General features: G+C 64.3%; 15 protein-coding genes and 2 pseudogenes. 7 read left to right on the top strand and 10 right to left on the bottom strand.

The window, feature by feature from the left end; translation table 11 throughout:
* Window positions 1–213: 213 nt before the first annotated feature.
* The 3 genes from KF886_03685 to KF886_03695 all read right to left on the bottom strand — a co-directional run bounded on the left by KF886_03685 (window position 214) and on the right by KF886_03695 (window position 5,847).
* Window positions 214–3,375: an AAA family ATPase gene (locus tag KF886_03685; protein ID MBX3176439.1), complete on the bottom strand. Its 3,162-nt coding sequence runs from the start codon at window positions 3,373–3,375 to the stop codon at window positions 214–216.
* Window positions 3,372–4,529 carry a metallophosphoesterase gene (locus KF886_03690; GenBank protein MBX3176440.1) on the bottom strand — a complete coding sequence of 386 codons (1,158 nt, stop codon included), beginning with the start codon at window positions 4,527–4,529 and terminating at the stop codon, window positions 3,372–3,374. Before KF886_03690 ends, KF886_03685 begins: the two co-directional genes overlap by 4 nt.
* A gap of 352 nt (window positions 4,530–4,881) precedes the next feature.
* The gene (locus KF886_03695) at window positions 4,882–5,847 is read right to left on the bottom strand and encodes a glycosyltransferase family 2 protein (GenBank protein ID MBX3176441.1); all 966 of its coding nucleotides are present in this window, start codon (window positions 5,845–5,847) and stop codon (window positions 4,882–4,884) included.
* A gap of 185 nt (window positions 5,848–6,032) precedes the next feature.
* Here KF886_03695 and KF886_03700 point away from each other — a divergent pair, with 185 nt between their 5' ends.
* The 5 genes from KF886_03700 (at window position 6,033) to KF886_03720 (ending at window position 14,656) form a co-directional block, all read left to right on the top strand.
* Window positions 6,033–8,384, top strand: coding sequence for a YfhO family protein (locus tag KF886_03700; GenBank protein MBX3176442.1), 2,352 nt, complete (start codon window positions 6,033–6,035; stop codon window positions 8,382–8,384).
* Complete coding sequence (locus KF886_03705) at window positions 8,381–9,364, top strand: Gfo/Idh/MocA family oxidoreductase (GenBank protein MBX3176443.1); 984 nt, start codon at window positions 8,381–8,383, stop codon at window positions 9,362–9,364. Before KF886_03700 ends, KF886_03705 begins: the two co-directional genes overlap by 4 nt.
* A 241-nt stretch (window positions 9,365–9,605) precedes the next feature.
* A complete protein-coding gene (locus KF886_03710; GenBank protein ID MBX3176444.1) occupies window positions 9,606–10,769 on the top strand; it encodes a sulfatase-like hydrolase/transferase in 1,164 nt (387 codons plus the stop codon).
* A 41-nt stretch (window positions 10,770–10,810) separates the two neighbouring features.
* Entirely contained in the window at window positions 10,811–12,907 is a 2,097-nt protein-coding gene (locus KF886_03715; protein ID MBX3176445.1) for a transglycosylase SLT domain-containing protein, read from the top strand.
* 342 nt (window positions 12,908–13,249) lie between these two features.
* A complete protein-coding gene (locus tag KF886_03720) occupies window positions 13,250–14,656 on the top strand; it encodes a Gfo/Idh/MocA family oxidoreductase (protein MBX3176446.1) in 1,407 nt (468 codons plus the stop codon).
* Window positions 14,657–14,663: 7 nt separating this feature from the next.
* Here the strand turns inward: KF886_03720 and KF886_03725 are convergent.
* A pseudogene (locus KF886_03725) lies at window positions 14,664–14,954 on the bottom strand (hypothetical protein).
* A 20-nt stretch (window positions 14,955–14,974) separates the two neighbouring features.
* Window positions 14,975–15,139, bottom strand: a pseudogene (locus KF886_03730) (hypothetical protein).
* 139 nt (window positions 15,140–15,278) lie between these two features.
* On the opposite strand from KF886_03730, the gene KF886_03735 reads away from it, so the two are divergent.
* Complete coding sequence (locus KF886_03735) at window positions 15,279–16,376, top strand: nitronate monooxygenase (protein ID MBX3176447.1); 1,098 nt, start codon at window positions 15,279–15,281, stop codon at window positions 16,374–16,376.
* 903 nt (window positions 16,377–17,279) lie between these two features.
* Entirely contained in the window at window positions 17,280–17,555 is a 276-nt protein-coding gene (locus KF886_03740) for a hypothetical protein (GenBank protein MBX3176448.1), read from the top strand.
* A gap of 457 nt (window positions 17,556–18,012) precedes the next feature.
* Here KF886_03740 and KF886_03745 read toward each other — a convergent pair whose 3' ends face one another.
* The 5 genes from KF886_03745 to KF886_03765 all read right to left on the bottom strand — a co-directional run bounded on the left by KF886_03745 (window position 18,013) and on the right by KF886_03765 (window position 23,237).
* Entirely contained in the window at window positions 18,013–18,225 is a 213-nt protein-coding gene (locus KF886_03745) for a hypothetical protein (GenBank protein MBX3176449.1), read from the bottom strand.
* A 217-nt stretch (window positions 18,226–18,442) separates the two neighbouring features.
* A complete protein-coding gene (locus KF886_03750) occupies window positions 18,443–18,805 on the bottom strand; it encodes a hypothetical protein (GenBank protein MBX3176450.1) in 363 nt (120 codons plus the stop codon).
* A 14-nt stretch (window positions 18,806–18,819) separates the two neighbouring features.
* Window positions 18,820–20,190 (bottom strand): hypothetical protein, encoded by a 1,371-nt coding sequence (locus tag KF886_03755; GenBank protein ID MBX3176451.1) that lies wholly within the window; start codon window positions 20,188–20,190, stop codon window positions 18,820–18,822.
* Between the two features lie 95 nt (window positions 20,191–20,285).
* The gene (locus KF886_03760; GenBank protein ID MBX3176452.1) at window positions 20,286–21,650 is read right to left on the bottom strand and encodes a hypothetical protein; all 1,365 of its coding nucleotides are present in this window, start codon (window positions 21,648–21,650) and stop codon (window positions 20,286–20,288) included.
* Window positions 21,651–22,031: 381 nt separating this feature from the next.
* Window positions 22,032–23,237, bottom strand: a complete 1,206-nt coding sequence (locus tag KF886_03765; GenBank protein MBX3176453.1) for an SEL1-like repeat protein — start codon at window positions 23,235–23,237, stop codon at window positions 22,032–22,034.
* Between the last annotated feature and the right edge of the window lie 46 nt (window positions 23,238–23,283).

A 23,283-nucleotide genomic window follows, 5' to 3' on the forward strand; every position in this document is an offset into this window, starting at 1 on the left:
AAAGAGGCCTGACACGGGAACCGCACCAGACCTCCGCGGAAGGAGAAACGCCACTTGTGGCGCTGACCAACACAATTTTACCATAGGCCCGGCGATTGGGCAAGTTCTGATTGCAGCACAACACGGCGCCCACGTGACGCAACTTCAATAACCGCCAACAATCGCTTTTTCATTAACAAAGAGAACACAAACAAATAAAAAGCGATCTTCGGCCTACAGCCGAATTATCGGGATCGACAGCGATTCTGACACCGTCACGACGTCCTCCCGGCACGTAAAAAGCAGCACCTGCCCCTGATCTTCCAGCCGGCTCAACAGCGAAAGCGTCGACGAAAGACGCGCATCGTCATAATTCGCAAACGGATCATCCAGCAGCATCGGAACCGACTCTCCGTTTTCGCTGACGCACTGCACGAACGCGAGCCGCAGCGCCAGGTAGATCTGATCCACAGTTCCCTTGCTCAAGGTTTTCTCCGGCGCCTCCTCCAACCGATCCGTGGCGGAAACCCGAATCCGAACCCCCAGGTCCCGCGTCAGGTGTAATTCCGTATAGCGGCCGTCCGTAATCGTCGCCAGGCGATCGCTCGCAATCGCCGCCAGTCGGGGCGCAATCGCCGCATGCCGGCTGCTGGAAAGTTCCTCGATCAGCGCCATCGCATAACTGGCCGCCTCAATCTCGGCCTCCAGCTCCCGGATGCTCGATTCGTTCCGCGCCGCTTCCTCCTCGATCTCCGCAATGGACCGCGCGCGCGCGCCAAGCTGCGTCAGCTGCACGTGGATCGCGTGCTCCTCCTGCACCATCCGCTCGATCGCCTCGGTGGCCTGCGCAAGCTGCTCCTCCAGGCCCTCACGCGACGCCGACGGCCGCGAGCCATCCCCCTGTGTACGCGCCACCCGCTCGCGAAGCTCCACCGTGCTCTGATTCCCGAGAAGCGCCGCCAGGCGATCTTCCAGCGCCGCGCGCTGCGCATCGATGGCGCGGCGATCTCGCGCATCCGCCGCCGCCGCGTTCCACGCCTCCAGCGACTCCACCCCCTGCGCCGCCAGCAGGGAATCCAGGTGCGCCCGGGCCCCCTCAAGCTCGGCGTGGTCGCTCTCAAGCTGGCGTTCCAGCCCCGAAAGGTGCTCCGCAAGCTGGCTGCTGCGCCCCTGGCGCTCGCGCAATTCCCCGATCCACTGCCGGTACGCGCTGATCAATTCCTTGAGCGCGCCAAACTCGTCCGCGCGCGGGAAGCCGCATCGCCGGACAAACGCACGCGCCTCCGTCTCAAGCCCTTCCAGCGCCGTCTCCGCGCCCGCCGCCTCCGTCTCCAGGCGTTTCAGCTCCGCCTCATGCCGCTCCAGCACCGCCCGGTTCGACGTCACCCGCCGCTTCATCTCGCGGTACGCCTGGTAGCGCGCGATCGCGCGGCTCGCCGCCTCCTGCACATCCGCCTCCGTCCGCAAATCCTCACCCGCCTTCGAAAACGTGTCCCGCAACCGCTCGAGAAGCTGCGGGATACGTTCCTCCGCCTCCGAAGCCTTCTCCTGCTGGGCCGCCAGCGCCTCGCGCCGGATCCGCAGCTCCAGCCGCCGCGTCCGGTACGCGTCGTGCAGCGCCTCCAGCTCGCGCACCGTGTCCAGCCCCGATTCGCGCAGCAGGCGCGCGATCACTTCCAGGCCCGCCTCCGCCCGCGCCTTCTCCAGTTTCTTCAGCTCCTGTTCCGCCTGCGCAATGCTCGCCTCCAGCCGCGCAAGCCGGCCCCGCCGCTCCGAACGCATCCCCATGAACACCAGGCCCATCACAAAAGCCACCGCCGCCGGAAAACCCATCGCCGCGTTGTCCTGCGTGAGGTACATCGCGCCCAGCCCCGCCGCCACCAGAAGGCAAACAATACCGATCGGCAGGAAGGCCTGCGTCTCGCCCCGCGCCTCGACATAGGTCACCTGCAGCGAATGCAGTTCACTCGCCTGGCGCTTCTGCTGCTCCTCGTGAACCCGCGCCTGCACCTCGTACTCGCGCGCCAGCTCCGGAAACTCGTCGCAATTCGCAAAAAGGCCCTCGTACGGCGCGTTCGCGTCCTCCAGCGCCTCCACCTCGCCCCGGAGTTCCTCCCGTACCGCGCATTCCTCGTCCCGCGCCCGCAGCGCAAGCGAAAAACTATTCGAAAGCTGGCTCAGCCACTCCACCGGATCCGCCGCGAGCCGGCTGAAATCGGGCAGCTCCGCCAACCGCGCCTGAACTTCCTCCATCCGGCTCCGCGCCGACGCAAGCAGCGACACCGTCTCATCCATCCGCGACGCAACCTGGCTTCGCTTCGCCAGCGCGTCGCTGATCTCCTCCTCAAGCGCCGGCGGGAAATCGCCCGGAAGCGTCCCGCCCGTTTCCACCTCCACGGGTCCGGGGATGTGCTGGGATCGCGCCGACTCCAGCTGGGCGCGGAGCTTCTCCACCTGCTTCTCGCACGTCAGCACCGCCCGGTGCGCCGCCTGCACCTCGCCGTCCCGGTCCAGCGGAAACGCGCCCCCCGCGCCAAGCGCCTCCGCCCGCCGCGCCATCGCCGCGATCTGTGTCTGCAGTTCCTCCGCCTTCTCCAGCCGGTCCCGGTACGTGAAGTGATCCAGCGTCCGCAGCGCGCCCTCGATACCCCGCTTCTCCGCCTGCAAAGACGCCTTCTTGTCCAGCACCGCCCGGCGCGCCAGCGCAAGCGCGCGGACCGACGCCTGCTGCTCCCGCGCGGCCTTCAGTTCCTCCGCAAGCGCCGCGCGGCGCTGCCGGGCCAGGGGCAGCGGGCGGTTCCGCGCGTCCGGCCGCCCGATCGCGGCAATCCGCGCCGAAAGCTGGCTCAACGCGCCCTCCGCCGTGCCCGCGCTGCCGCCCGAATCCGCCAGCGCAAGCATGATCTCCCGGATCCGGTCCAGCGCCTCGCTGTCGCCCAGATCCGTCAGGCTGTCGTGCGAAAGCGTCGCCGTATGCAAAAACACCGGCTTATCCAGCCCCAGATGCCGCACCGCAAAATCCAGTTCCCGGTTCCGGTAGCGCGTGAACGTATCGGTGATGTCCTCATCCGCCGTCCGATCGAATACACGGACGGACTCCCGCTCCCGATCGAAACAGCGTTCCACCGCGATTACCCGGCCATCGTCAAGTTCGTATACCAGCGAACCGCCATAGTGCTCAACGCCCTCCCACGGAGCCCGCAGCGTGTTCGACTCCTCGTAAGTCCGCTCCGATGTGCTGCTCTTCTGCCCGTACAGCATGTCCGTGATGAAACCGCGGATCGTCGACTTGCCCTTCTCGTTCGGGCCAACAATCACCTGAAGCCCCGGCGCGAATTCCAAAGCCGTGTCCGCAAAGCGGCCGTAGCCCGCAATGTGTATCGACCGGATCTTCACAGCCCTTCTCCTCCCAACCCGCGAACCGGCAACGGGATCTCGCGAAAGGCGCACAACCCCAGATCCCGGCTTCGTATTCGCTGCCGCCGCAACGCCTGATCCGGCGCATCGCCGATCTCGGCCCCTATCCGCGCAACGAATGCGCCCAGGCTCGACGGTTCCCGCGCAATCGCGTCATACGCCGCCCCGGCCGCGCACCGCTCCCGCCACTGCAAATAAAGCGCCTCCTCCGAGAGCGTCTCGCGGATGCTGTCCAGTTCCTCAAAAACCGGTAGCGCCAGCGCCCCTTCCAGCGTCAGCCGCACCACCCGCTCCCGGCGGTCCGCCGGCATCGCCGCGCGGGCCGCGTCCAAAAGCGCCTGACCGGATTCAAACCCGCCGCAATCAAGCCGCACCGCCTCAAGCCGCCCCGCCGATGTCTCCACAAGCGCCGCCCTGCCCGGGCCGCCCTCCTCAAGCGAGACCTCCACGCAATAATGCGGCCCCCGCTCGTCAAAAGACCCGCCCTCCGGAGCCCCCGCATACCAGACCGGCGTGGATTCGCCTTCCGAAACGCATACGCTCGTGTGGTGCTCGCCCAGCCCGAGATACGCCAGACCCGAAGGCAGCGTGGGGCGGGGTTCCAATCGCAACGGCGACCCGGCCGCTCCAGATACAAGCTTTCCGGCCAGCCCGTAGCCAATCGCAACATGCGCGCGCCCGTCAAGGGGAATTTCCAGACCCGCGGGAAGCGCCGCTTCCCGGTCCCGGCGGTCCCAGCCGAATCCATGCACCGTCAGCGGAACATCCTCCAGCTGCACCGCACGCCACGCCGGCGTCGTAAAAAGATGGACGTTCGGCGGCCAGTGCTCCGTCAGGTACGGCGAGTCCGCCACCGCCGCATCCACGCGGCCCGCGCAGATAAACACCGGAAGCGGACGCGCCCCCGACAGCGAATCATGCAAAAAATCCACCGTATCCCGCGTTATCCGCTCCCCATCAAACAAATCTCCCGTGATCGCCAGCGCCGCAACCCCGTCCTCGCCCGCCCGCCGAAGGATCTGGCGAAAGACCGACCGCAAATGGTCGCGAAACGCGTTGCCCTGCTCCGGCGGGAGTCCCAATTCCGAAAAAGAGCGGTCCAGGTGAATATCGGCGGTGTGAATCAGTTTCATGAATGGGACGGAATTTCCGGTCAGCTTTAAAAACAGCGTCATGCGTCGCAGTAGTGTGTCAGATTCCACCGCCGGATCCAAGTGGACCGCCAATTCACCCCATGCCAGCGCCGAAGGAGTCCGGGCATCTTCCCCGGCGCAACGCCAGCCCGAGACCCCGCCACGCCGTCCCCCCATTCAACCGCCCAACGGCTGTGCCGCGCGCGATCATGCCGCCAAGGGACGTACCCGCGCACAAACGCCCAACCCGACACGCCCGCCTCCCGTCCAAACCGACACACACGCCCCAGACCCAAAGCCCAACACGCGGGGGTATGTCCCGGCCGGAGTCCATCCCAATCCCCCCAAACCCCTAACGAAACACCCCCTCCGCCACAGGCCCCCCCGCCTCCACCGGTTCCGGCGAACGCCGCGCGCGATCATGCCCCGCGTCGTCATACCCCCGGTTCCGATCATGCGCAAGAACCCGCCGATAAAGCGGCCCCGCAAACGGTAACGATTCCGCCCCCCGCCGGCGGATCGCCCGAATATACCGGGGAACAAGCACCCGCGCCGTCAACGTCTCCAGCCGCGAGTGGCGGACACGAAACCGTTGTAGAATCGCCCGCGAACCCATCAATCGCTCCAGATGATAGGAACTGTACCCGATGTGGTAATGCCGCTCGCGCTCCCGGTCCAGTTGCGCCGCCTGCCACGGGTACGATCGCGCATCCGGCACATACGTCGCGTCAATCCCTTCCCCGTGCAGCCGATACGCCAGTTCGACATGTTCGAGCATCCGATACCGCGGATCCTCCGATATCCCGCCCACCTGCTCCAGAATTCGCCGCGGGATACTCGCATTCGACGGCTGGGCCCCCAGGTACGGCCGCACCCCCTGATCCCGCGCCGGCTCCGGCCCTTCGTCCAGATCCAGCCGCGTCAGGGTCCCCGGGCGCAACTGCGGGTGCGGATGTATCGCGCCCGTAACCACCCCCCGCTCCTCGCGACGCTCCTGCGTCTCCACATGGATCTCGATAAGGCGCGGGCTCGCAAGTTCGTCGTCGGCAACAAACAGTACGATCCGCCCATCCGATTCCGACAGGGCCCGGTTGCATGCCGCCCCGCAATCCGGCCCCTCCAGGCGAATCAGGCGCGTGCGCACCGGCGATCCCGTCGCAAAGCGCGATATGATCGACGCTGTATCGTCCGTGCTCCCCGCGTCCGCCACAATCAGCTCGAATCGAGCCGCCGGGTACGTCTGCTGCTCCAGGTGGGTCAGACACTTCGGAAGCCACGCCGACCGGTTCCGCGTGGGTATGATAACCGATATATCCACGAACTCCTCCGCGCGAAGCATAACGCGGGGAGCGCCCCCCCTGCAACGCCCGCGCCTATGGACACCCCTTCAATGGGGATGCTACCATCGCACCGGCGCGCATGGCGTTCCGATCGCGGTACAGACGCCTGGCCTGCCGATCCGTACCCGCTCAGCAAACGTATTTCAGCACAGGACAGCACCCGTTGGAACTGACCCCACCCAGATTCTCGCCGCTGCCGATGCTCCTGCTGGCCGTCGCCTTTTCCCTGGCCGCGCCGCTGTTCTGGATTCACGTGGAAACCGCCGCGCCGCCCCCCGGCGCCCCCGCCATCGAAAACCCGGAGCTCTACGGGCGCGTCCTGCCATCTCTCCAGTATGGCTATCAACGCATGGCCGGGGGAGAATGGCCACTCTGGGCCCCCGGACAGTTCTGCGGAATGCCATTCTTCGCGAACCCGACCCTCGGCATGCTCGCCCCGCTCAACGCCGTCTTCTACGTCCTCCCGCCCCTTCCCGGGCTCGCCATGCACGCCTTCATCGGCCTGTTTCTCATGGCCCTGTTCGCCGCCCTCTTTCTGCGCGCACTCGGGGCCGGCTGGATTCCCGCCGCCCTCGGCGGGTGCGCCTACGCCTTCTGCGGAACCTCCGCCGCCGCCATGTCGCGCCCCGAGATGCTCGGCGTCCTCGCATTCGCGCCGCTCCTCCACTGGATCGCGTTCGCCTGGGCCGCCCGATCCCGCGGCCCCCTCCTGCCCGCCGGCGGCGCCGTTATCGCCATGATGATCCTCGCCGGCTCGCTCCCCCTCGCGCTTCTCTTCACCGCCAGCGCCTGCGCCTGCGGGACCGTCTCCATTCTCGCCCGCCCGGACACCGCCGGCGCACGCTATTTCCAGCGCCTGCGCGGGCTCGCCATCATGGGCGGGCTCGGGCTCGCCTACGCCGCCGCCGCCTGGATTCCCGCCGCCGCCTGGCTCGCCTCGCTCGAAAGCCCCTGGGCCGCCCTATGGCCCCAATCCTGGAGCGTGCAGTTGCCCGCCGCCGCCGCGGATGTTCCCGCCCATATTCTCGGCGCAACCGCCGGCCCCCGGCCCGGCGTCCTTTACGCCGGCGCCATCGCCCTGATCCTCGCGCCCGCCGCCCTCCTCAACCGGAACCGCCGTCTCGAAGTGCTCTGTTTGCTCGCCCTCGCCGCATTCTGCCTGGCAATCGCCGTACGCGGCGGGGGATCCGCGCAGCCCGCCTCGCCCTGGATGGCCTTCCTGTTTCCGGGCGCCCTCGCCATCGCGCTACTGGCCGGCCTCGGAGCCGACCGCATCCTCCTCACCGGACGCGATCCCCGCTCGCCACTCATCTGGGGGGCCGTGCTCATATGCCTCGCCGCCGCCGGCATCGTACTCGCCGCCGGCGCCCCCGCCGCCCGCGGAGCCGTGGCCCTGGCCCTGCTCGTGCTCCTGCCCTTCTTCATCCTGCGCGTCCGCTGGCTCGGAACCGTCTGCGGGCTGCTCCTCCTCTTCCTCCACTACGCCGACCTCCGCAACGCCGCCGCCAGCGCCTACCTGCATCCCTATGCCGGCAGCCCGAACTGGCTCCAGGACAGCCTCCCCGCCGTGAAGGAGGCGGAGGCCCAGGCCCTCGGCCAACGCGTGCTCGCGCTCCCCTCGGCACGGGAAAGCATCCTCCCGGCCAACATCGGGCTCATGCAGCCCCTCGCCAGCGCCGGTGGGGCCTGGTGGCCCCTTACCCCGGACCAGGCACGCTGGTGGGATCGTATTCGTCCCCATATGCAGCCCGCTGCGCGATTCGCGGCCCCGGGCGCCAGTGGCGCGGGCGACCCCGCCGACATGGCGCTGCTGAATTACATGGCCGTGCGCGTCGTGCTCGGCGAACGCAACCAGCCCTGGATGGATAACGCGGACGGCGGCGTCGACATAAAGCTCCGCTTCCTGCGCACCGTCGGGCGCCTCAGCCTCTGGAAAAACGAAAGCGCCCTCCCGCGCGCGCGCTGGGTCCCCCAGTGGCGGCCCGTGTCCGGGATTGAGGAGGCCATGAACACACTCCTCTCGCCCGACTTCGACGGCGCGTCCAGCGTCACCGTGGAGGCGTCCGGAAAGGCCTGGGAGGCCCTCCGCGACGCCCTGGCCCCCGCCGGCGCCCCCGCCGGTGAGGGCGATCCCGGAGCCAGCGTCCACCTCCGCCACGAATCCCACGAAACCGTCGAAGTCCGCGTCGAATCACCGCGCCCCGGCATCCTCGTGCTCGCCGACAGCTACGACCCCGGCTGGCAGGCCCGCGTCAACGGAAAGCGCGCGCCCATCCTGCGCGTAAACGGCCTCTTCCGCGGCCTGTACCTGCCCGAGGGCGCGCACACCGTCGTCTTCACATACACCCCCGCCAGCGTCACCATCGGGCTGCTCGTGACCGGAGCCAGCCTGCTCATCACGCTGGTATGGGGCGCATTCAGCCTCGCGCGGATCGTCATCGCGATGATCCGCGGAAATCGTGGACCCTCCAGCAAATCGGCGCCCGCAATGGGCGGCGGGGAGCGCATGGTATGAGCAAAAAAGTACGGCTCGGCTTCATCGGAGCCGGTGGCGTCGCCGCCGGCCATTTCAACCGCCTCATGGCCACGGGAAAGGCCGAAATCGCCGCCCTCGCCGACCCCGCGCCCGAAGCCCTGGCGCGATTTCAGAAGCGCTGCCCCGACAGCCGCGGCATCCCCTTTTTCCCGGACTACGAATCCATGATCGGCAGCGTGGACCTCGACGGCGTGCTCGTACTCAGCCCGCACGCATGCCACTTCGAACAGATCATGACCTGCCTGGGCCAGGGCCTCCACGTCCTTTCCGAGAAGCCCTTCGTATGCGGGAGCCGAAACGCCCGCAAAGCCATCGATCGCGCCAGGAAGTCCGGCAAAGTCCTCTCCCTCTCCTTCCAGCGGCACTACGAGCCCGTATTCCGCTACATGCGCGAGACCATTCGGCGCGGCGCCCTCGGCGAAATCCAGTTCGTGCAGGCCATGCAGGCCCAGGAATGGCTCCGCCTCACCGAAGGCACATGGCGCCAGTCCCTCGAAATCTCCGGCGGCGGACAGCTGAACGACTCCGGCAGCCACCTTATCGACATCGTGCTCTGGGTCACCGGCGTGCCCGTGGTCGAAGTCTTCGCCCAGTCCGAATACTTTGGCCGAGAAGTCGACATCAACTCCGCCATCACAATGAAATTCGCAAACGGCGCCCTCGCCAACCTCTCCGTCATCGGAAACGCCCCCGCCTGGCATGAAGACCATACCATCGTCGGCGCGAGCGGCGCCTTCTACCTCCGCCAGGACGGATCCCTGCTCCAGCAAGACGCAAAGGGCAGGACAAAAACCGTGCGCCTCCCCAAACACACCCAAAACCCCGACAGCAACTTCGTCCAATGCATTCTCGGCAGGGCCGTAACCGACACGCCCCCCGAATGTGGCCTCGAAACCCTCCGCGTCACCGAAGCCCTGTGGCAATCCGCCCGCCTCGGCCGCCCCGTCAAGCTGAAGTAAACGCCAAACCTTCAAGCCCAACAAGGGCACAGACACGCTCTGAGAAAAATGTAGGCTCAAAGTCCGCCGCAGGCGGAATAGGCGTCCCGCCTGTCCAGGGCCGAAGGCCCGCTTCATAGCAGCCTGGGCCGGAGGCCCAGGAAGACAAATTCGACAGAATATGAGGGCTGAAAGCCCGCTTCATAACTCCTGTCCAGAACAAACGTAGACAACACAAAACCCACCCCGAAGGCTTTACCCCATGGCCCGCCCCAACATCATCCTCGTCACCCTCGACGGCCTCCGCGCCGACGCCATCGGGTGCGCCGGAGAGTTCGGCGGGCGCACCCCAAACATCGACGCCCTCGCTGCCAGCGGCGTCCGCTTCGAAAACGCCATCACCCCCTTTCCAGAGGAAGATGGCGGGGGATGGGCCTGTCTCTCCGGAGAATCGCCCGAATTTCCACCGACCGAAGGCGCCCGCCCGGCAACCCCCAACGCCCCCTGGATCCTCCCCGATCACCTCCGCGAAACGGGCTACGACACCTGCGCCGCAGTCGCCACGCAACCCGATTCCCGCGCAACGGCCTTTGCCGCCGTGCGCGCGCCAACCGAGGAATCCCACGAGGCCGACCTCGCCGCCTGGATCGGCGATCAGGCGGTGCGCTTCTGCCAGGTGGCGCGCGCGCCCTTCTTCCTGTGGGCGGCGTTCCCCGCGCTGCGCCTTCCGTTCAACGCCGCCGGCTGCGGAAACCCGATCCCGCCCGCGAAAATCAAGATCCCCCCGGATCTCGCCCCGGACGCCGGCGCCCGTCCCCGCCGCGCCGCCCTCTACCGGCGGCGCGCCCTCCTCGCGGGCTACCACGCCGCCATCGCCCACGCCGACCGCCAGCTCGGACGCCTTCTGGCCACCCTCACGGCCCGCGGCCACACCAACAACGTAATTGTCATGACTTCCGGGCACGGCCTCGACCACGCATCGCTGGAACCGGAACACGATCCCCCGGCAACACGCCTTACGGACCCGCGCCTGCGCGCGCCGCTCATCATCGCCGGCCTCGCCGGGCAGCGCAGGAACGCCGTGGAGACCGCCCTCGTATCCGTGGCCGACATCGTCCCCGCGCTACTGGAAATCTCCGGGGTGGACGCAGCCGCCGCACCGCGATCGCGCCCCCTGTTGCCCCTGCTTGCCGGCAAAAAGCACGCGGGCCGTCCCTTCACGACTTTTCAAGGCGCCGGACGCGCTGCCGGTGTGCGTACGCCCCGCTACAAGTGGGTCGTCCTTCCCGGCGGGCTGGGCGAGATGCTGTATGACTTGCAGGTCGATCCCCGGGAAATGCACAATCTGTGGGATAGTCGGCGGGCAACCGCCATCCGGCGCATGCTGCTCGGCATCGTACAGAGAGAAGCTCGGATTCCGCCCTGATATGTTGTAACCGCCCCGTGCGGGCACAGGTCTAATGCCTTATGTGGATTACACCCATTCTTTGCACCCTTTCCGCGCTGACAAGTCTGCCTGCTTCCGACACCTACCTGCAGGGATACGAGGCCTTTCGCGCCAAACGCTATGACGTGGCCATACGCGCCTTCGAAACCGCCGCCCAGGCCGATCCCGATCTGAAGCCCTGGGCCCAGGTGCGTATCGGAATGGCGCTCGCCGCGCAGGGCAAGCCCGGAGACGCCCAGGCCGCCTGGCAGCGCGTCCTCGACGGCCCCGATGGGCCGTGGCGGGCCATGGCCCGCGCCAAGCGCGCACGCCTCGCCGCCGACCAGAAGGACGACGCCTCCGTCGTCGCGCACCTGTCCGGCTTCGACACGATTGCACCCACGCCCTGGTGGATGGACCGCTACCTCTGGCAGTTCAGCGAGTCGGCCATACGCCAGTCCGGCGACGCCTCACTCGCCGGATACGCCGTCCTCCGGAACACCGCCGAAACCACTTGGTTCATCCGCCCTCGCCTGGACGCATCGCGGGTGCTCGTGCGTTCGCCGTCGCCACTCGACCAGGCCACCGCACTCATCGGCATGCTCCGCTCCAGCGCCTACACCGACATCCAGGAGCACTTGCCCCGCGTCCCCGTCGCGCTACCAGATGACACCAACCAGACCCGCCTCGTCGCCGCCCTGGCCGGGCAATTGCTCGACGACGACCCCGCCAACGACGCCGCGGCGCTCGCCGTCCTGCGCCTCCACCGGGATCACCCCGCGGCCCGCTTCGTCCTGGCCTACGCCACGCGCATGCTTGCCACTAAAAGGGATTTCGCGCGCGCCGAAGCGCTGTGCAACGCCCTGATCGACCTCGACCCAACCTCCCGCGAGGCCGGCGAGACCATCTGGTGGCTCGGCGGAGCCCTCGAACGCGCGGAGCGCATCCCCGACGCCGAACGCGTCTACGAATTACTGCCCTCAAAATGCAGCGGCCACTTCCGCGCCGACGACGCCCTGTTCCGGCTCGGCGAGCTCTATCTCTCCCACGGAAACCACGAAAAAGGGCTCGGCTACCTCGCGCGCCTCGGCCGTGAATACCCCGACAGCCGCTTCCGCGCGCAAGCCTTCTACACCTGCGCCCTCCATCCCGCCGTGCGCCAGGATACCGACCTCAAGCGCGTCTACCTCGGCGCCGCCGCGGATGACGCCATCGGCTACTTCTGGGCGCACCGCGCGCTCGCACGCCTCCACGATCTGGAAAAGCCCGACGCCGCCCCGCCCGTGAATCTGCGGGTCGACGGCGTCAACCCCGTGCTCCTCCCCCACGACGGCTATCTCGAACCCCTCCCGCCCATACCGCCCATGATCGCGGAGAGCGCCGAATACCGGCGCCTCGTCTACTTCGCGCGCCACGGCATGGAAGAGAGCGAATGGGAAGTGCTTCGCCTCCTCCAGGGCATGGAGAAGATCGAGTTCAAGGAACCCTACTACCGCGCCTTCGCCGAGGCCGGCCTCGCCCACACCGCCCTCCAGTTCGCCGTCCACGAAGGTTGGGGCGTCGGCGCGGGCGGCAAACGCTCCCTCGCGCGCCTCCGCCTCGAATACCCCCTCGCCTACTGGAACGAAGTCAAGGCCATCGCCGCCGAGGCCGGCCTCGACCCCTACCTCATCCTCGCCGTCGCGAAGCAGGAAAGCACTTTCCGCCCGAACCTCACCTCCAGCGCGGGAGCCAGCGGCGTCATGCAGTTGATGCCTTCCACCGCCAAGTGGATGGCCGATGTCGATCCGAACATCAGCCGCGACCACGTCGCCAACCTCGAATCGCCCGTCAATTCCCTGCGGCTTGGCGCCTACTACCTCGTCCGTATGTTCGGGCGCTCGGACGGCAACCTCGTCGACACCCTCGCCTCCTACAACGGCGGGCCCGGAAACCGAGACAAGTGGCGCAAGCGCTTCCCCAACCACGACCTCGACCAGTTCATCGAGGCCATCCCCTTCTCCGAAACCAAAGACTACGTGCAGAAAGTGCTCGGGAACTACGCGGCCTACCGCTCCCTCTACGAGCCCTTCGACGCCCGCGACGTGCACGCAAGCAGCGAAGCCCAGACGCAAACTGGAGGAGAGGAGGCCGGTTGAGTCGGCAGGGCAATCGCATTTAGACTCGATCTCGGTATATGGGCGTAAACTTGAGTCGATTTGGAACCTTGAATCAACGATAGTGAGCGTTTTGGAGCGCCGGCATCTGTGCCGGCAAGGTCAGGGATTCGCCGCAGGCGAAATGCCAGCGCTCCAACACGCGCCCTTTTGAACATTGAAGGTGGTTGATGTGGCGCTCGGCTCGAGTTGGAAGTTTAAAGGCGATTGCCCTGGTTGATTTCGCCTTTCGCGCCAGGCCCCGCCGCGATCTATACTACGGTATGCTGTGTGCAATTCTGACCCCCGGGCCGTCACGCCCCGGATCCAACAAGGAGAGAACCCATGTCTGACAGCCAGCTGAGCCGGCGCGCATTCCTGGCCGCGACCACAACCACCGCCGCCACCCTCGCCGCCGCCGCACCCAACGACGCACGGGTCGTGCCCGGAAAGATTTCACCCAATCAAAAACTCAACGTCGCAGCCATCGGAGCCGGGGGCAAGGGCTCGTCGGACATCGGCAATTGCGCCAAGGCTGGCGAGAACGTCGTCGCACTCTGCGATGTCGACTGGAAACGCGCCGAGCGCACCTTCGCGGCCTTCCCCGACGTTCCGAAGTTCAAGGACTTCCGGAACATGCTCGAGACTATGCCCGAAATCGACGCCCTCACCATCTCCACGCCGGACCACACCCACGCCCCCGCCGCCTACATGGCCATGAAAATGGGCAAACACGTCTACGTCCAGAAACCCCTCACCCACACCGTCGCCGAAGCCCGCCTCCTCAAGAACACCGCCGCAGAGATGGGCGTCATGACGCAGATGGGCAACCAGGGCCACTGCGGCGACGGCGCCCGCGTGCTCTGCGAAATGATCTGGACCGGAGCCATCGGCAACGTAAAAGAAGCCCACGTCTGGACCCACCGCCCCGTCTGGGCAAACCAGGGTATGGACCAGCCGCTCCCGCCCCTCGTTACCCCCGAAACCCTCGACTGGGACCGCTGGATCGGCGGCGCGCCCTGGCGCCCCTACAACCCCGGCCTCGCCCCCCACGACTGGCGCGCCTGGCAGGACTTCGGCGGCGGCGCACTCGGCGACATGGCCTGCCACATCATGGACCCCATCTACATGTCCCTCAAGCTCGTCGAAGCCGAGAGCTTCACCGTCGAAGTGGTCGAGCAGAAGGGCGCCAACAGCGAAACCTTCCCGATCATGAGCACCATCAAGTACTCGTTCCCGGCACGCGGCGATATGCCGCCCGTGGATGTCTACTGGTACGACGGACACTGGCCGGACCCCGCCACCGGTGAGGAAATCTACAACCGCCCGAAATGGCCCGAAGGCGTCCCGAAAGACGAGCCCCTCGGCGACACCAACGCCAACGGCATCTCCAACGGCTCGTACCTCATCGGTGAAAAAGGCCTCATCACCACCGGCGAATACGGCGGACGCACCCGCCTGCTCCCCGCCTCGAAGATGGATCAGTACACCATGCCCGATCCCTTCATCGAACGCATTCCCGATGAGAACCCCTACACCAACTGGCTCAACGGCATCAAGAACGGCGTCCAGCCCGCGTCCAACTTCGACTACTCCGGACCCTTCACCGAAATGGTGAACTTCGGCAACCTCGTCGTCAAGTCCGGCACGAAACTCAAGTGGGACAACGTCAACGGCAAGGTGACCAACGTCCAGAACCCCGAAGAAATCGTAAGCAAGGAATACCGCAAAGGCTGGGAACTGCCCTGCTAGACGGCATTTAAGCGATTGGCCGGCCCCGGCGCGCACCCAGGCGCCGGGGCCACGCATTTTCCCCGAACGTTCCCCGGAGCCCCAGCCCCCGAGCCAGCCAATGGCAGTCCCAGGCAGTCGAGCAGTCTTTTGGTCCCTTGGGTCCCTGCTGTCCCTGCTGTCCCTGCTGTCCCTGCTGTCCCTGTAGTCCCTGCTGTCCCTGAAGTCCCTGAAGTCCCTGCTGTCCCTGTAGTCCCTGTAGTCCCTGCTGTCCCTGCTGTCCCTGTAGTCCCTGTAGTCCCTGTAGTCCCTGTAGTCCCTGTAGTCCCTAGTCCCTAGTCCCTGTAGTCCCTGTAGTCCCTGTAGTCCCTGTAGTCCCTGTAGTCCCTGTAGTCCCTGTAGTCCCTGTAGTCCCTGTAGTCCCTGCTGTCCCTGTAGTCCCTGTAGTCCCTGCTGTCCCTGTAGTCCCTGTAGTCCCTGCTGTCCCTGTAGTCCCTGCTGTCCCTGTAGTCCCTAGTCCCTGCTGTCCCTGTCGTCCCTGTAGTCCCTGTAGTCCCTGTAGTCCCTGTAGTCCCTGTAGTCCCTGCTGTCCCTGCTGTCCCTGTAGTCCCTAGTCCCGCGGCCAACCTCCGGAGAACCGCCCATGTGGAACCACACCCCCCTCACCCGCCTCCTCAACATCCGCTACCCCATCGTCCAGGGGCCCTTCGGCGGCGGCTCCTCCTCGCCCGAACTCGTCGCCGCCGTCTCCAACGCCGGCGGGCTCGGCTCCTTCGGCGCCATGAACCTCGCCCCACACGAAATCGGGCCCCTCTGCGACGATATCCGCGCCCGCACCGACAAACCCTTCGCCATCAACCTCTGGGTCAGCACCGAAGACCCGGACGCCCGCGACCCCAACCTCCAGGCTCAATTCGATCGCGCCCTGCAGCCGCTCCTCCCGCTCTACCGCGAACTCGGCGTCGAACCGCCCCGGCCCGAACCGTTCGCGCCCCACGACTTCACGGCCCAGGCGCAAGCCCTCCTCGACGCCGCGCCCCCCGTATTCAGTTTCATATACGGCGTGCCCGATCCCGACTTGCTCCGGCAATGCCGTGAACGCAACATCATCACGGTCGGCGGAGCCACTACGGTCGACGAGGCCGTGGCACTCGACCGCGCCGGCGTCGACGCCATCGTCGCATCCGGTTTTGAAGCCGGCGGGCACCGCATGTCCTTCCTGCGATCCGCCGAAGATTCCCTCATGGGGCTCTTCGCGCTTGTGCCCCAGGTCGCCGACGCCGTCCGCGTCCCCGTGATCGCCGCCGGCGGCATCGCCGACGGCCGCGGGATCGTCGCCGCGCTCGCGCTCGGAGCCGCCGGCGTACAAATCGGAACCGCCTTCCTCGCCTGCGAAGAGTCCAACGCCGCCGGGCGCCACCGCCACGCCCTGCGCAGCGAACGCGCCTGGCACACCATCCTCACACGCGCCTTCTCCGGACGCCTCGCCCGCGGCATCCCCAACCGCGTCACCGCCGCCTACCGCGAAAACCCGGAACCCACCTTGCCCTATCCCATCCAGGCCCAGCTCATTCGCCCCCTCCGCGAAATCGCCCAGGCCCACGGCAACGAAGACTGCACCGCCCTCTGGTCCGGCCAATCCGCCCGCCTCATCCGAGACCGCCACGCCGAAACCCTACTCCAACGGCTCGTCGCCGAAGTAGACCGCCATTACGCGGCGCTCCAACAAGAAAGCCAATAAAACAGCATCCTGTCCACAACACGTGACCACCATCTCCCGGCCCGCCCCATCCCCCCTCCGCCCACCATCACCCAGGTGTGCCACAGACAAGCCCCCAAGCCTCGCCCGTGCAATACCACCAGCCCAATCAAGGGACGTACCGCCGCACAAACGCCAAACCCAACCCACAACACCCAACGTCCAAACCACACACCCAACCCCACCCACAAACCCCACCAAGCGGGGGTACGTCCCGGCCAGAGTTATCCCCCGTCCGCCCACCATCACCCCAAGCGTGCCACGGACAAGCCCCCAAGCCTCGCCCGTGCAATACCCGACCCACACGTTCACGCCCACCACCGCAGTCCGGTATAAACTGTCAACTGTCAACTGTCAACTGTCAACTGGCAACTTTCAACTGTCAACTGTCAACTGTCAACTGTCAACTGGCAACGACCACCCCTCCCGTGCCACGCGATGGCGCCCCAGCGCCTTCGTGTGCCAGGAGCAACACCAACCCACCACCTCCATCAACACCCCACACGAGCGGCGCAAAGGAGGCTAAAAGTCCGCCGCAGGCGGGTTGGGCATCCTGCCCGACGCAACAATAGCCCCCGACACCACAACACCCCACCCTTCTCCAACCCTCTCAAACCCCCGTGCCTCGCGATTCCGCCGCAAGCGGACTCGTGTGCCAGGAGCAACACCAACCCAACACCGCCACAACCACCCCACACGGGCGGATCAACTCCCAGAAAGCCGGACATCCTGCATGACCCACCCTTTCACCACCCCTGTGCCAACTGTCAACTGTCAACTGTCAACTGCCAACTGTCACCCGTCTTCACCCTCCGCAGGCGGCCCACGGCCAGCGCGCGGAGGCGGCGGCCGAGTTGGGCTTCCAACCTGCTCGGGAAGCTGGCCGTGCCCAGGGGGCGGCCGGTATGCGTGTTCCGGCGGGAAGGCCTCGGCAAAATCGGGGTCGATTCCCTGCGCCAGCACGTCGCGCCAGCACGTCGCGCCAGCACGTCGCGCCAGCACATCGCGCCAGCGGGCCTCGACGCCGTGGGCGTCGCGCCGGCGGTCGAGGTCGTGCAGGCCGTCGTCCTTTCGCTCCCCCACATGCGCCGACGCGCTGTACCACGGATAGCGCCGCGCATCCGCACCATCTTCGCGCGGTCGGGGTTCTGCTCGACGTAGTGCATCGCCTAGCCGTAGTGCGGCTCGTCCAGCGCGCAGGAGTGGAACCGCCCCAGCCAGAGATGCCCGCTGCGCTTGTGGAATTGGTTGACATACTGGCTGTAGCGCTTGTGCCGTCGCCGAAGGTCCGCCGTAGGCGGATTCCTCATCAGGCAGTGGCCGTGGATACGGATCCGGTACCGCCTCACGGCCGAAGGTCCGCCGGAGGCGGATAGCTGCCACTCTGGGTGATGCGGTGGGGCTGCCCCGCCACCACGATGCGAGCAAGTCTTGGCATGGGGAAGAGTATAGCGCGGATCCGGAGATTCGTTAAGAATAGGTGGCTGTCCCTTATTTCCTAGCCATACTGGAGAACACCACCACGGGGGTAAAGCAGCGTAAGCCTAAGGAATAGAACCTGATACGCTTATGTAAGCGCCATTCGTAGCTGTCCCTATTTCTTCCTACAGTTTTATACCTAATTCTTTTTGCTTTCACACCTTTTCTTTTTGTCAACTCTATGGCTATTAAAATGCATAAAAAACTGATACGCCACTCCGTATAAAAAAGCACCAACGAATGCTGCTGCAACAAGGCCTATTGCGTCCTCATTCAGTTCACCCAACAGCCCACCCGCTAAGACATATCCAGCAAGAAAACTCGCGCATAGCAGCAAAACAGTGCGATTCATCTCGGCCTCCGTCGTGCAGTACGACACAACCACTTTCTTGCACATCAAGTCTGGTCTGATTCAGAATAGAAAAAGAGGACATAATGGGGACAGCCACCCATTTTCTCCGGATGCCCCTTTTCCCTGCCGGACCCCCCCCTTGCCGGACGCACGGCAGAGAGGGCGCGCTGGCGATAGAGCCACCGTCCCCGTAAGCCCGAACGTCTCCTCGCGCCGTTCATAGGTGCTGCCTTTCTCGCAATTTGCGCCGCTTTGCGTAAAACTGCCGCAGGTGCAACATAGCATATGCCGGCCCGCACGTCAAAAGCCCCTGGCCGGTGGCCAGCGCGCGGAGGCGGCGGCCGAGTTGAGCTTCCAACCTGCTCACGAAGCTCTCCGTGCCCAGGACCCGAAAGCCGCCGCCCGAGGATACGCCCACCTCCGCGCCCTCCAGGACCACCGCCAGCGGGGTCAACTTCGAGCCCGACCGGATCCAGATCGTCACCTCCTCCTTCTCCACAAAGCATTCCCGGTTCCGCCCCGCGTTCTTCCATGTATCTTCTCTTGCATTGTCCCTGGAGTCCACGCGTCGGACACGCATCCTTCATCTTTGTTTCAATGCACGCCAGACTCCGTCACATCCTGCAAACGCACACTGTCCATGGCAATGCCATTGGGCTTGAGACCCGTCAATCGCACGCAAATAAAGATTGCGGGTCTCTCCTCATCCAGCTTGATGTCTTTCTGCGGAACAGAGCTCCCGCCCGAGCCGGTTTCGCTGACCACCCACGCGCCCGCGTCGCCGGCGCTATGGTCGGCGCGCCACGTCCTGACGTGCGATGCGCTCGACGCCAGTTCGCTCCAGGCGTCCGCATCCCGGACCCGCGTCGCCTCGTCCAGCTCATAGGAGCGGTCCATTGAAATCGCGCCAACCATGATATCGAAGGACCACTCCCCCGCAAAATCCGCCGCTTCTTCCATCACCCGATAACGAATCGATGGCCGATAGATCTTTCCAGGCGTCTGGGCGATGAACGAGCGGTACAGGCCTCCCTGGCCACCGGTCCTGTCGCTAAGAACCAGCTGCGCGCTACGCCGAACGTTCGCCCTGCCGGAATCAAGCGGCGGCGCCAACCAGTCATCCGAGAACGGCCTTTCGTCAAACGTCACCCCCGCCGGCTCCAAAGACCAGCCGGTCCAGTTTGTCGTGATATTGTTTGTAAACGGGCCGAAGAAACTATCGAGCTGCTCGTGCTGATCGACCATGATATATGACGCATTCGTCGGCATCCCATTCTGAAAAGCGACCACGTAGTACGGTCTGCGAGGAAACTCATCACATTCCCTTTTGGAGGTTGTGTAAAAAGGAATACCATCGTTGATACCGCGAAACTTGGTCGCCGGCCCACCGCGCTGCTTCCCGAACCGGCGGACGTAGACCTCGTCGTAGTCGCTTTTCTCGTGCCACCGAAAACTGTACTCACGGGAGGCTCCATTGTATGCTGCGCTCACGCTACCCACCGGTGGGAGTATCCCCAAGCCCGTTTCCGTACCGCCAAGAACGATTTCGCCCTGATCCCCATAGAGTCTTATCGATCCTGCCGCCTTCCACCGCTCTCGGTAGAAATGACGGTCTATACTTCGAGAACGAGGTGCAGAAGGCATCAGCATGACGTGAATCGGGTTGAGCAGTTCGTCGGCAAGCATATGGCTCACTGCGCTCGACGACAATTCCGGATCAGTCTGAACTTGAACGCGAAGCCGCGCCTCCTCCTCGGTGTCGTTTGATAGATTGACGACGTGCAGTTCACCTCCCGATGCAGAGCTCAGAAAGGTCAGAACTGCGCTATTCTCCAGAATCGTATTGTTGTAGATCTCCGTAATTCGTGCGCTTCCAGTGCCACATAGCGGCATTAGGCAAAATACAAGTATCGCTTTAAACTGTTGACGCCGACCCAGTATAAATCCCACATCCAAACGCTTCATCACTGCTCCTCATCTGACGGTGTCGATCCGGCAGGGCAATTATCTCCCGCATGCTCTGGAGTCCACGCGTCGGACACGCATCCTTCATCTTTGTTTCAATGCACGCCAGACTCCGTCACATCCTGCAAACGCACACTGTCCATGGCAATGCCATTGGGCTTGAGACCCGTCAATCGCACGCAAATAAAGATTGCGGTTCTCTCCTCATCCAGCTTGATGTCTTTCTGCGGAACAGAGCTCCCGCCCGAGCCGGTTTCGCTGACCACCCACGCGCCCGCGTCGCCGGCGCTATGGTCGGCGCGCCACGTCCTGACGTGCGATGCGCTCGACGCCAGTTCGCTCCAGGCGTCCGCATCCCGGACCCGCGTCGCCTCGTCCAGCTCATAGGAGCGGCCCATTGAAATCGCGCCAACCATGATATCGAAGGACCACTCCCCCGCAAAATCCGCCGCTTCTTCCATCACCCGATAACGAATCGATGGCCGATAGATCTTTCCAGGCGTCTGGGCGATGAACGAGCGGTACAGGCCTCCCTGGCCACCGGTCCTGTCGCTAAGAACCAGCTGCGCGCTACGCCGAACGTTCGCCCTGCCGGAATCAAGCGGCGGCGCCAACCAGTCATCCGAGAACGGCTTCTCCAAGAAATTAACGGTATCGGCTTCCGTGGACCAGCCGGTCCAATTTGTCGTGATATTGTTGGTAAACGGACCAATGAAACCATCGACTTGCTCCCGCTGATCGACCACGATGTACGACGCGTTCGTCGGCAACCCATTCCGAAAGCCGACCACGTAGTACGGTCGCCGTCTGAATTCACTATACTCCTTCTCGGTGCTGGTGTGGAATGGAATAACATCGCCGAGGACGCGAGACTTGGCCGCCGGCCCGCCGCGCTGCTTCCCAAGGCGACGGACGTAAACGTGGGTATACTCACTTTTCTCATGCCAACGAAAGTTGTACTCGCGTCGCTGCTCATCATAGAAAGCACTGAGACTTCCCACGGGCGGCAATATGCCCAGGCCCGTCTCAGTACCTCCGATGACCACCTCCCCAGGTCGCCCATAAATTGCGACTGCACCTTCCGTCCGCCATAGTCTTCGCAGAGCTTCGAAATCGTAATCGGGAGGAAAAGCAATTGTTGGCATTAACTTTGAAGTCTCGGTGCCCAACAACTCGTCGGCGATTCTTCCGCCAATTGACTCAGGAGATTCCCCTTCCGACGTCGGAACAATAATTTCTTCAAACACATCGTCTGACAGGTTGACAACCGACAGCATGCCACCCTGTGCAGGTTCTTGGAGATCAAAAACCGCGCTTACATTCACGTCGATTCTGAAATAAGACCTCGTTGGAAATGCCAGAGCCGCGTCACAAGCGAAGAGACTGGTTATTGCAACCATCCAAACCGTAAACGCAAGAGGTCTCTGTAAGAGTCTGGTATTTCTTATTCGCTCGGGCATTTAAACTGCTCCTTACATACTAACAAACCGACGCCTGGATAACCCAATCCCTCGTCTGTTAACCTAGTAGTTATCGATAGATTCACCCTTTCTCGCTGATCCGCCGCTTGCCAAGAACTGCCATACCCGCAACGTAGCACAAGCGCGCCCGCCCGTCAATAGCCCCCCGGTGTACGCGCCCCGCCGATCGGGGCAAGGCATACTTCCCCATCAAAGAATGCCCGTGAACATGGATGCGCTGGACTCCCCCCCCCCTCCCGCTGCACGATAGGGTGCGGCGCCCCCGGCGCCACGATGCGTGCAAGCCTGGGGACGGCGAAAGTGTCGCGTGAAGGCGGGCAGATATAGAGGACATTGTGTGCCGGAATCTCATACTCAAAGCTACTGTGGCTTCACTTCTTCCCACTTCCTCGGCGTAAACTCCGATGCGCGGCGTTTGGCCTCTTCGATTTGGTCTGGGGCCATTTCCATTGCGAGAGAGTCTCGCTCTGACCCCGCGCGTGAAATCTTCGCGGTTGCCAGGTGGTACCACATGAACGCTTCAACAACATTTTTCTCAACGCCCTTCCCGACCCTCAACACGGAGGCAAGATTGAACTGCGCATACGCTTCACCCTGCTCCGCGGCAGCCCTAAACCATCTCGCAGCCTCCGTGGAATCCGTGGCAACACCTTCACCTACCGCGTGCATGTAACCGAGCTTTAGTTGCGCATCCGCGAGGCCGCGCACCGACGCTTCTCTAAACCATATAGCCGCCTCGGCGAGGCTCGGCTCAACACCCTCCCCATCACGCAACATGACGGCGAGAGAGTACTGCGCCTCCCGGACACCCTGCTCCGCCGCGGCTCTAAACCATCTGACCGCCTCGATGGAATCCTTGGCAACCCCCTCCCCATTCCTGTGCATGATGCCAAAATTGAACTGTGCGTTCGCGTTTCCCTTCTCCGCGGCGAGGCCAATCCACCTCGCCGCCTCAGCCGTATCCTTGGAAACACCTTCTCCATAGAAATACATTGAACCAAGAAAAAGTTGCGCCTCCGCAAGCCCCTGATCAGCGGCGGCCCTATACCATCGGACAGCCTGCGCGCTATCCTTCTCAACCCCCTCGCCCTTCGCGTAATAGACACCCACGTTATACTGCGCAGTGACCATACCCTGTTCTGCGGCGCATTTGTACCACTTGACAGCCTGCGCGTGATTCTTCTCGATGCCCTCTCCTGTCCCATATATAACACCCAGATTATACTGCGCACTAACCATACCCTGCTTAGCCGCATGCGTGTACCATTTGATAGCCTCTGCGACATTTTGCTCAACACCGTCCCCAGTGCGATATATGGAGCCGAGCTCAAACTGCGCGTTTTTGTGCCCTTGCTCAGCAGCCGCCCTGTACCATCGGACAGCCTCTGCGAAGTCTTCGGGAACGTCCCACCCATTCTTATAACTGAGGCCAAGTAGAAACTGTGCTTCCACATCGCCCCGCCCAGCAGCTTCAAGCGTTCCCTCAATTCCGCCAAGCTTCGTGCTTTGGCTGTTAGTGTTGGAAACGCAGCCGGTCGCGCACAGTCCCAGCGCAATCAGGCTCACAATCCATGACGACCACTGATACTTCGTGCCAGCACAATAATAGGGA

It is taken from the genome of Candidatus Hydrogenedentota bacterium, assembly GCA_019637335.1.
Taxonomy (GTDB): domain Bacteria; phylum Hydrogenedentota; class Hydrogenedentia; order Hydrogenedentales; family JAEUWI01; genus JAEUWI01.

Excerpts from the sequence above, each read along its gene's own strand:
- KF886_03690 (MBX3176440.1), bottom strand. The coding sequence starts at position 4,529 with ATGAAACTGATTCACACCGCCGATATTCACCTGGACCGCTCTTTTTCG.
- KF886_03705 (MBX3176443.1), top strand. The coding sequence starts at position 8,381 with ATGAGCAAAAAAGTACGGCTCGGCTTCATCGGAGCCGGTGGCGTCGCC.
- KF886_03710 (MBX3176444.1), top strand. The coding sequence starts at position 9,606 with ATGGCCCGCCCCAACATCATCCTCGTCACCCTCGACGGCCTCCGCGCC.
- KF886_03715 (MBX3176445.1), top strand. The coding sequence starts at position 10,811 with ATGTGGATTACACCCATTCTTTGCACCCTTTCCGCGCTGACAAGTCTG.
- KF886_03720 (MBX3176446.1), top strand. The coding sequence starts at position 13,250 with ATGTCTGACAGCCAGCTGAGCCGGCGCGCATTCCTGGCCGCGACCACA.
- KF886_03735 (MBX3176447.1), top strand. The coding sequence starts at position 15,279 with ATGTGGAACCACACCCCCCTCACCCGCCTCCTCAACATCCGCTACCCC.
- KF886_03745 (MBX3176449.1), bottom strand. The coding sequence starts at position 18,225 with ATGAATCGCACTGTTTTGCTGCTATGCGCGAGTTTTCTTGCTGGATAT.
- KF886_03750 (MBX3176450.1), bottom strand. The coding sequence starts at position 18,805 with ATGCGTGTCCGACGCGTGGACTCCAGGGACAATGCAAGAGAAGATACA.
- KF886_03755 (MBX3176451.1), bottom strand. The coding sequence starts at position 20,190 with ATGAAGCGTTTGGATGTGGGATTTATACTGGGTCGGCGTCAACAGTTT.
- KF886_03760 (MBX3176452.1), bottom strand. The coding sequence starts at position 21,650 with ATGCCCGAGCGAATAAGAAATACCAGACTCTTACAGAGACCTCTTGCG.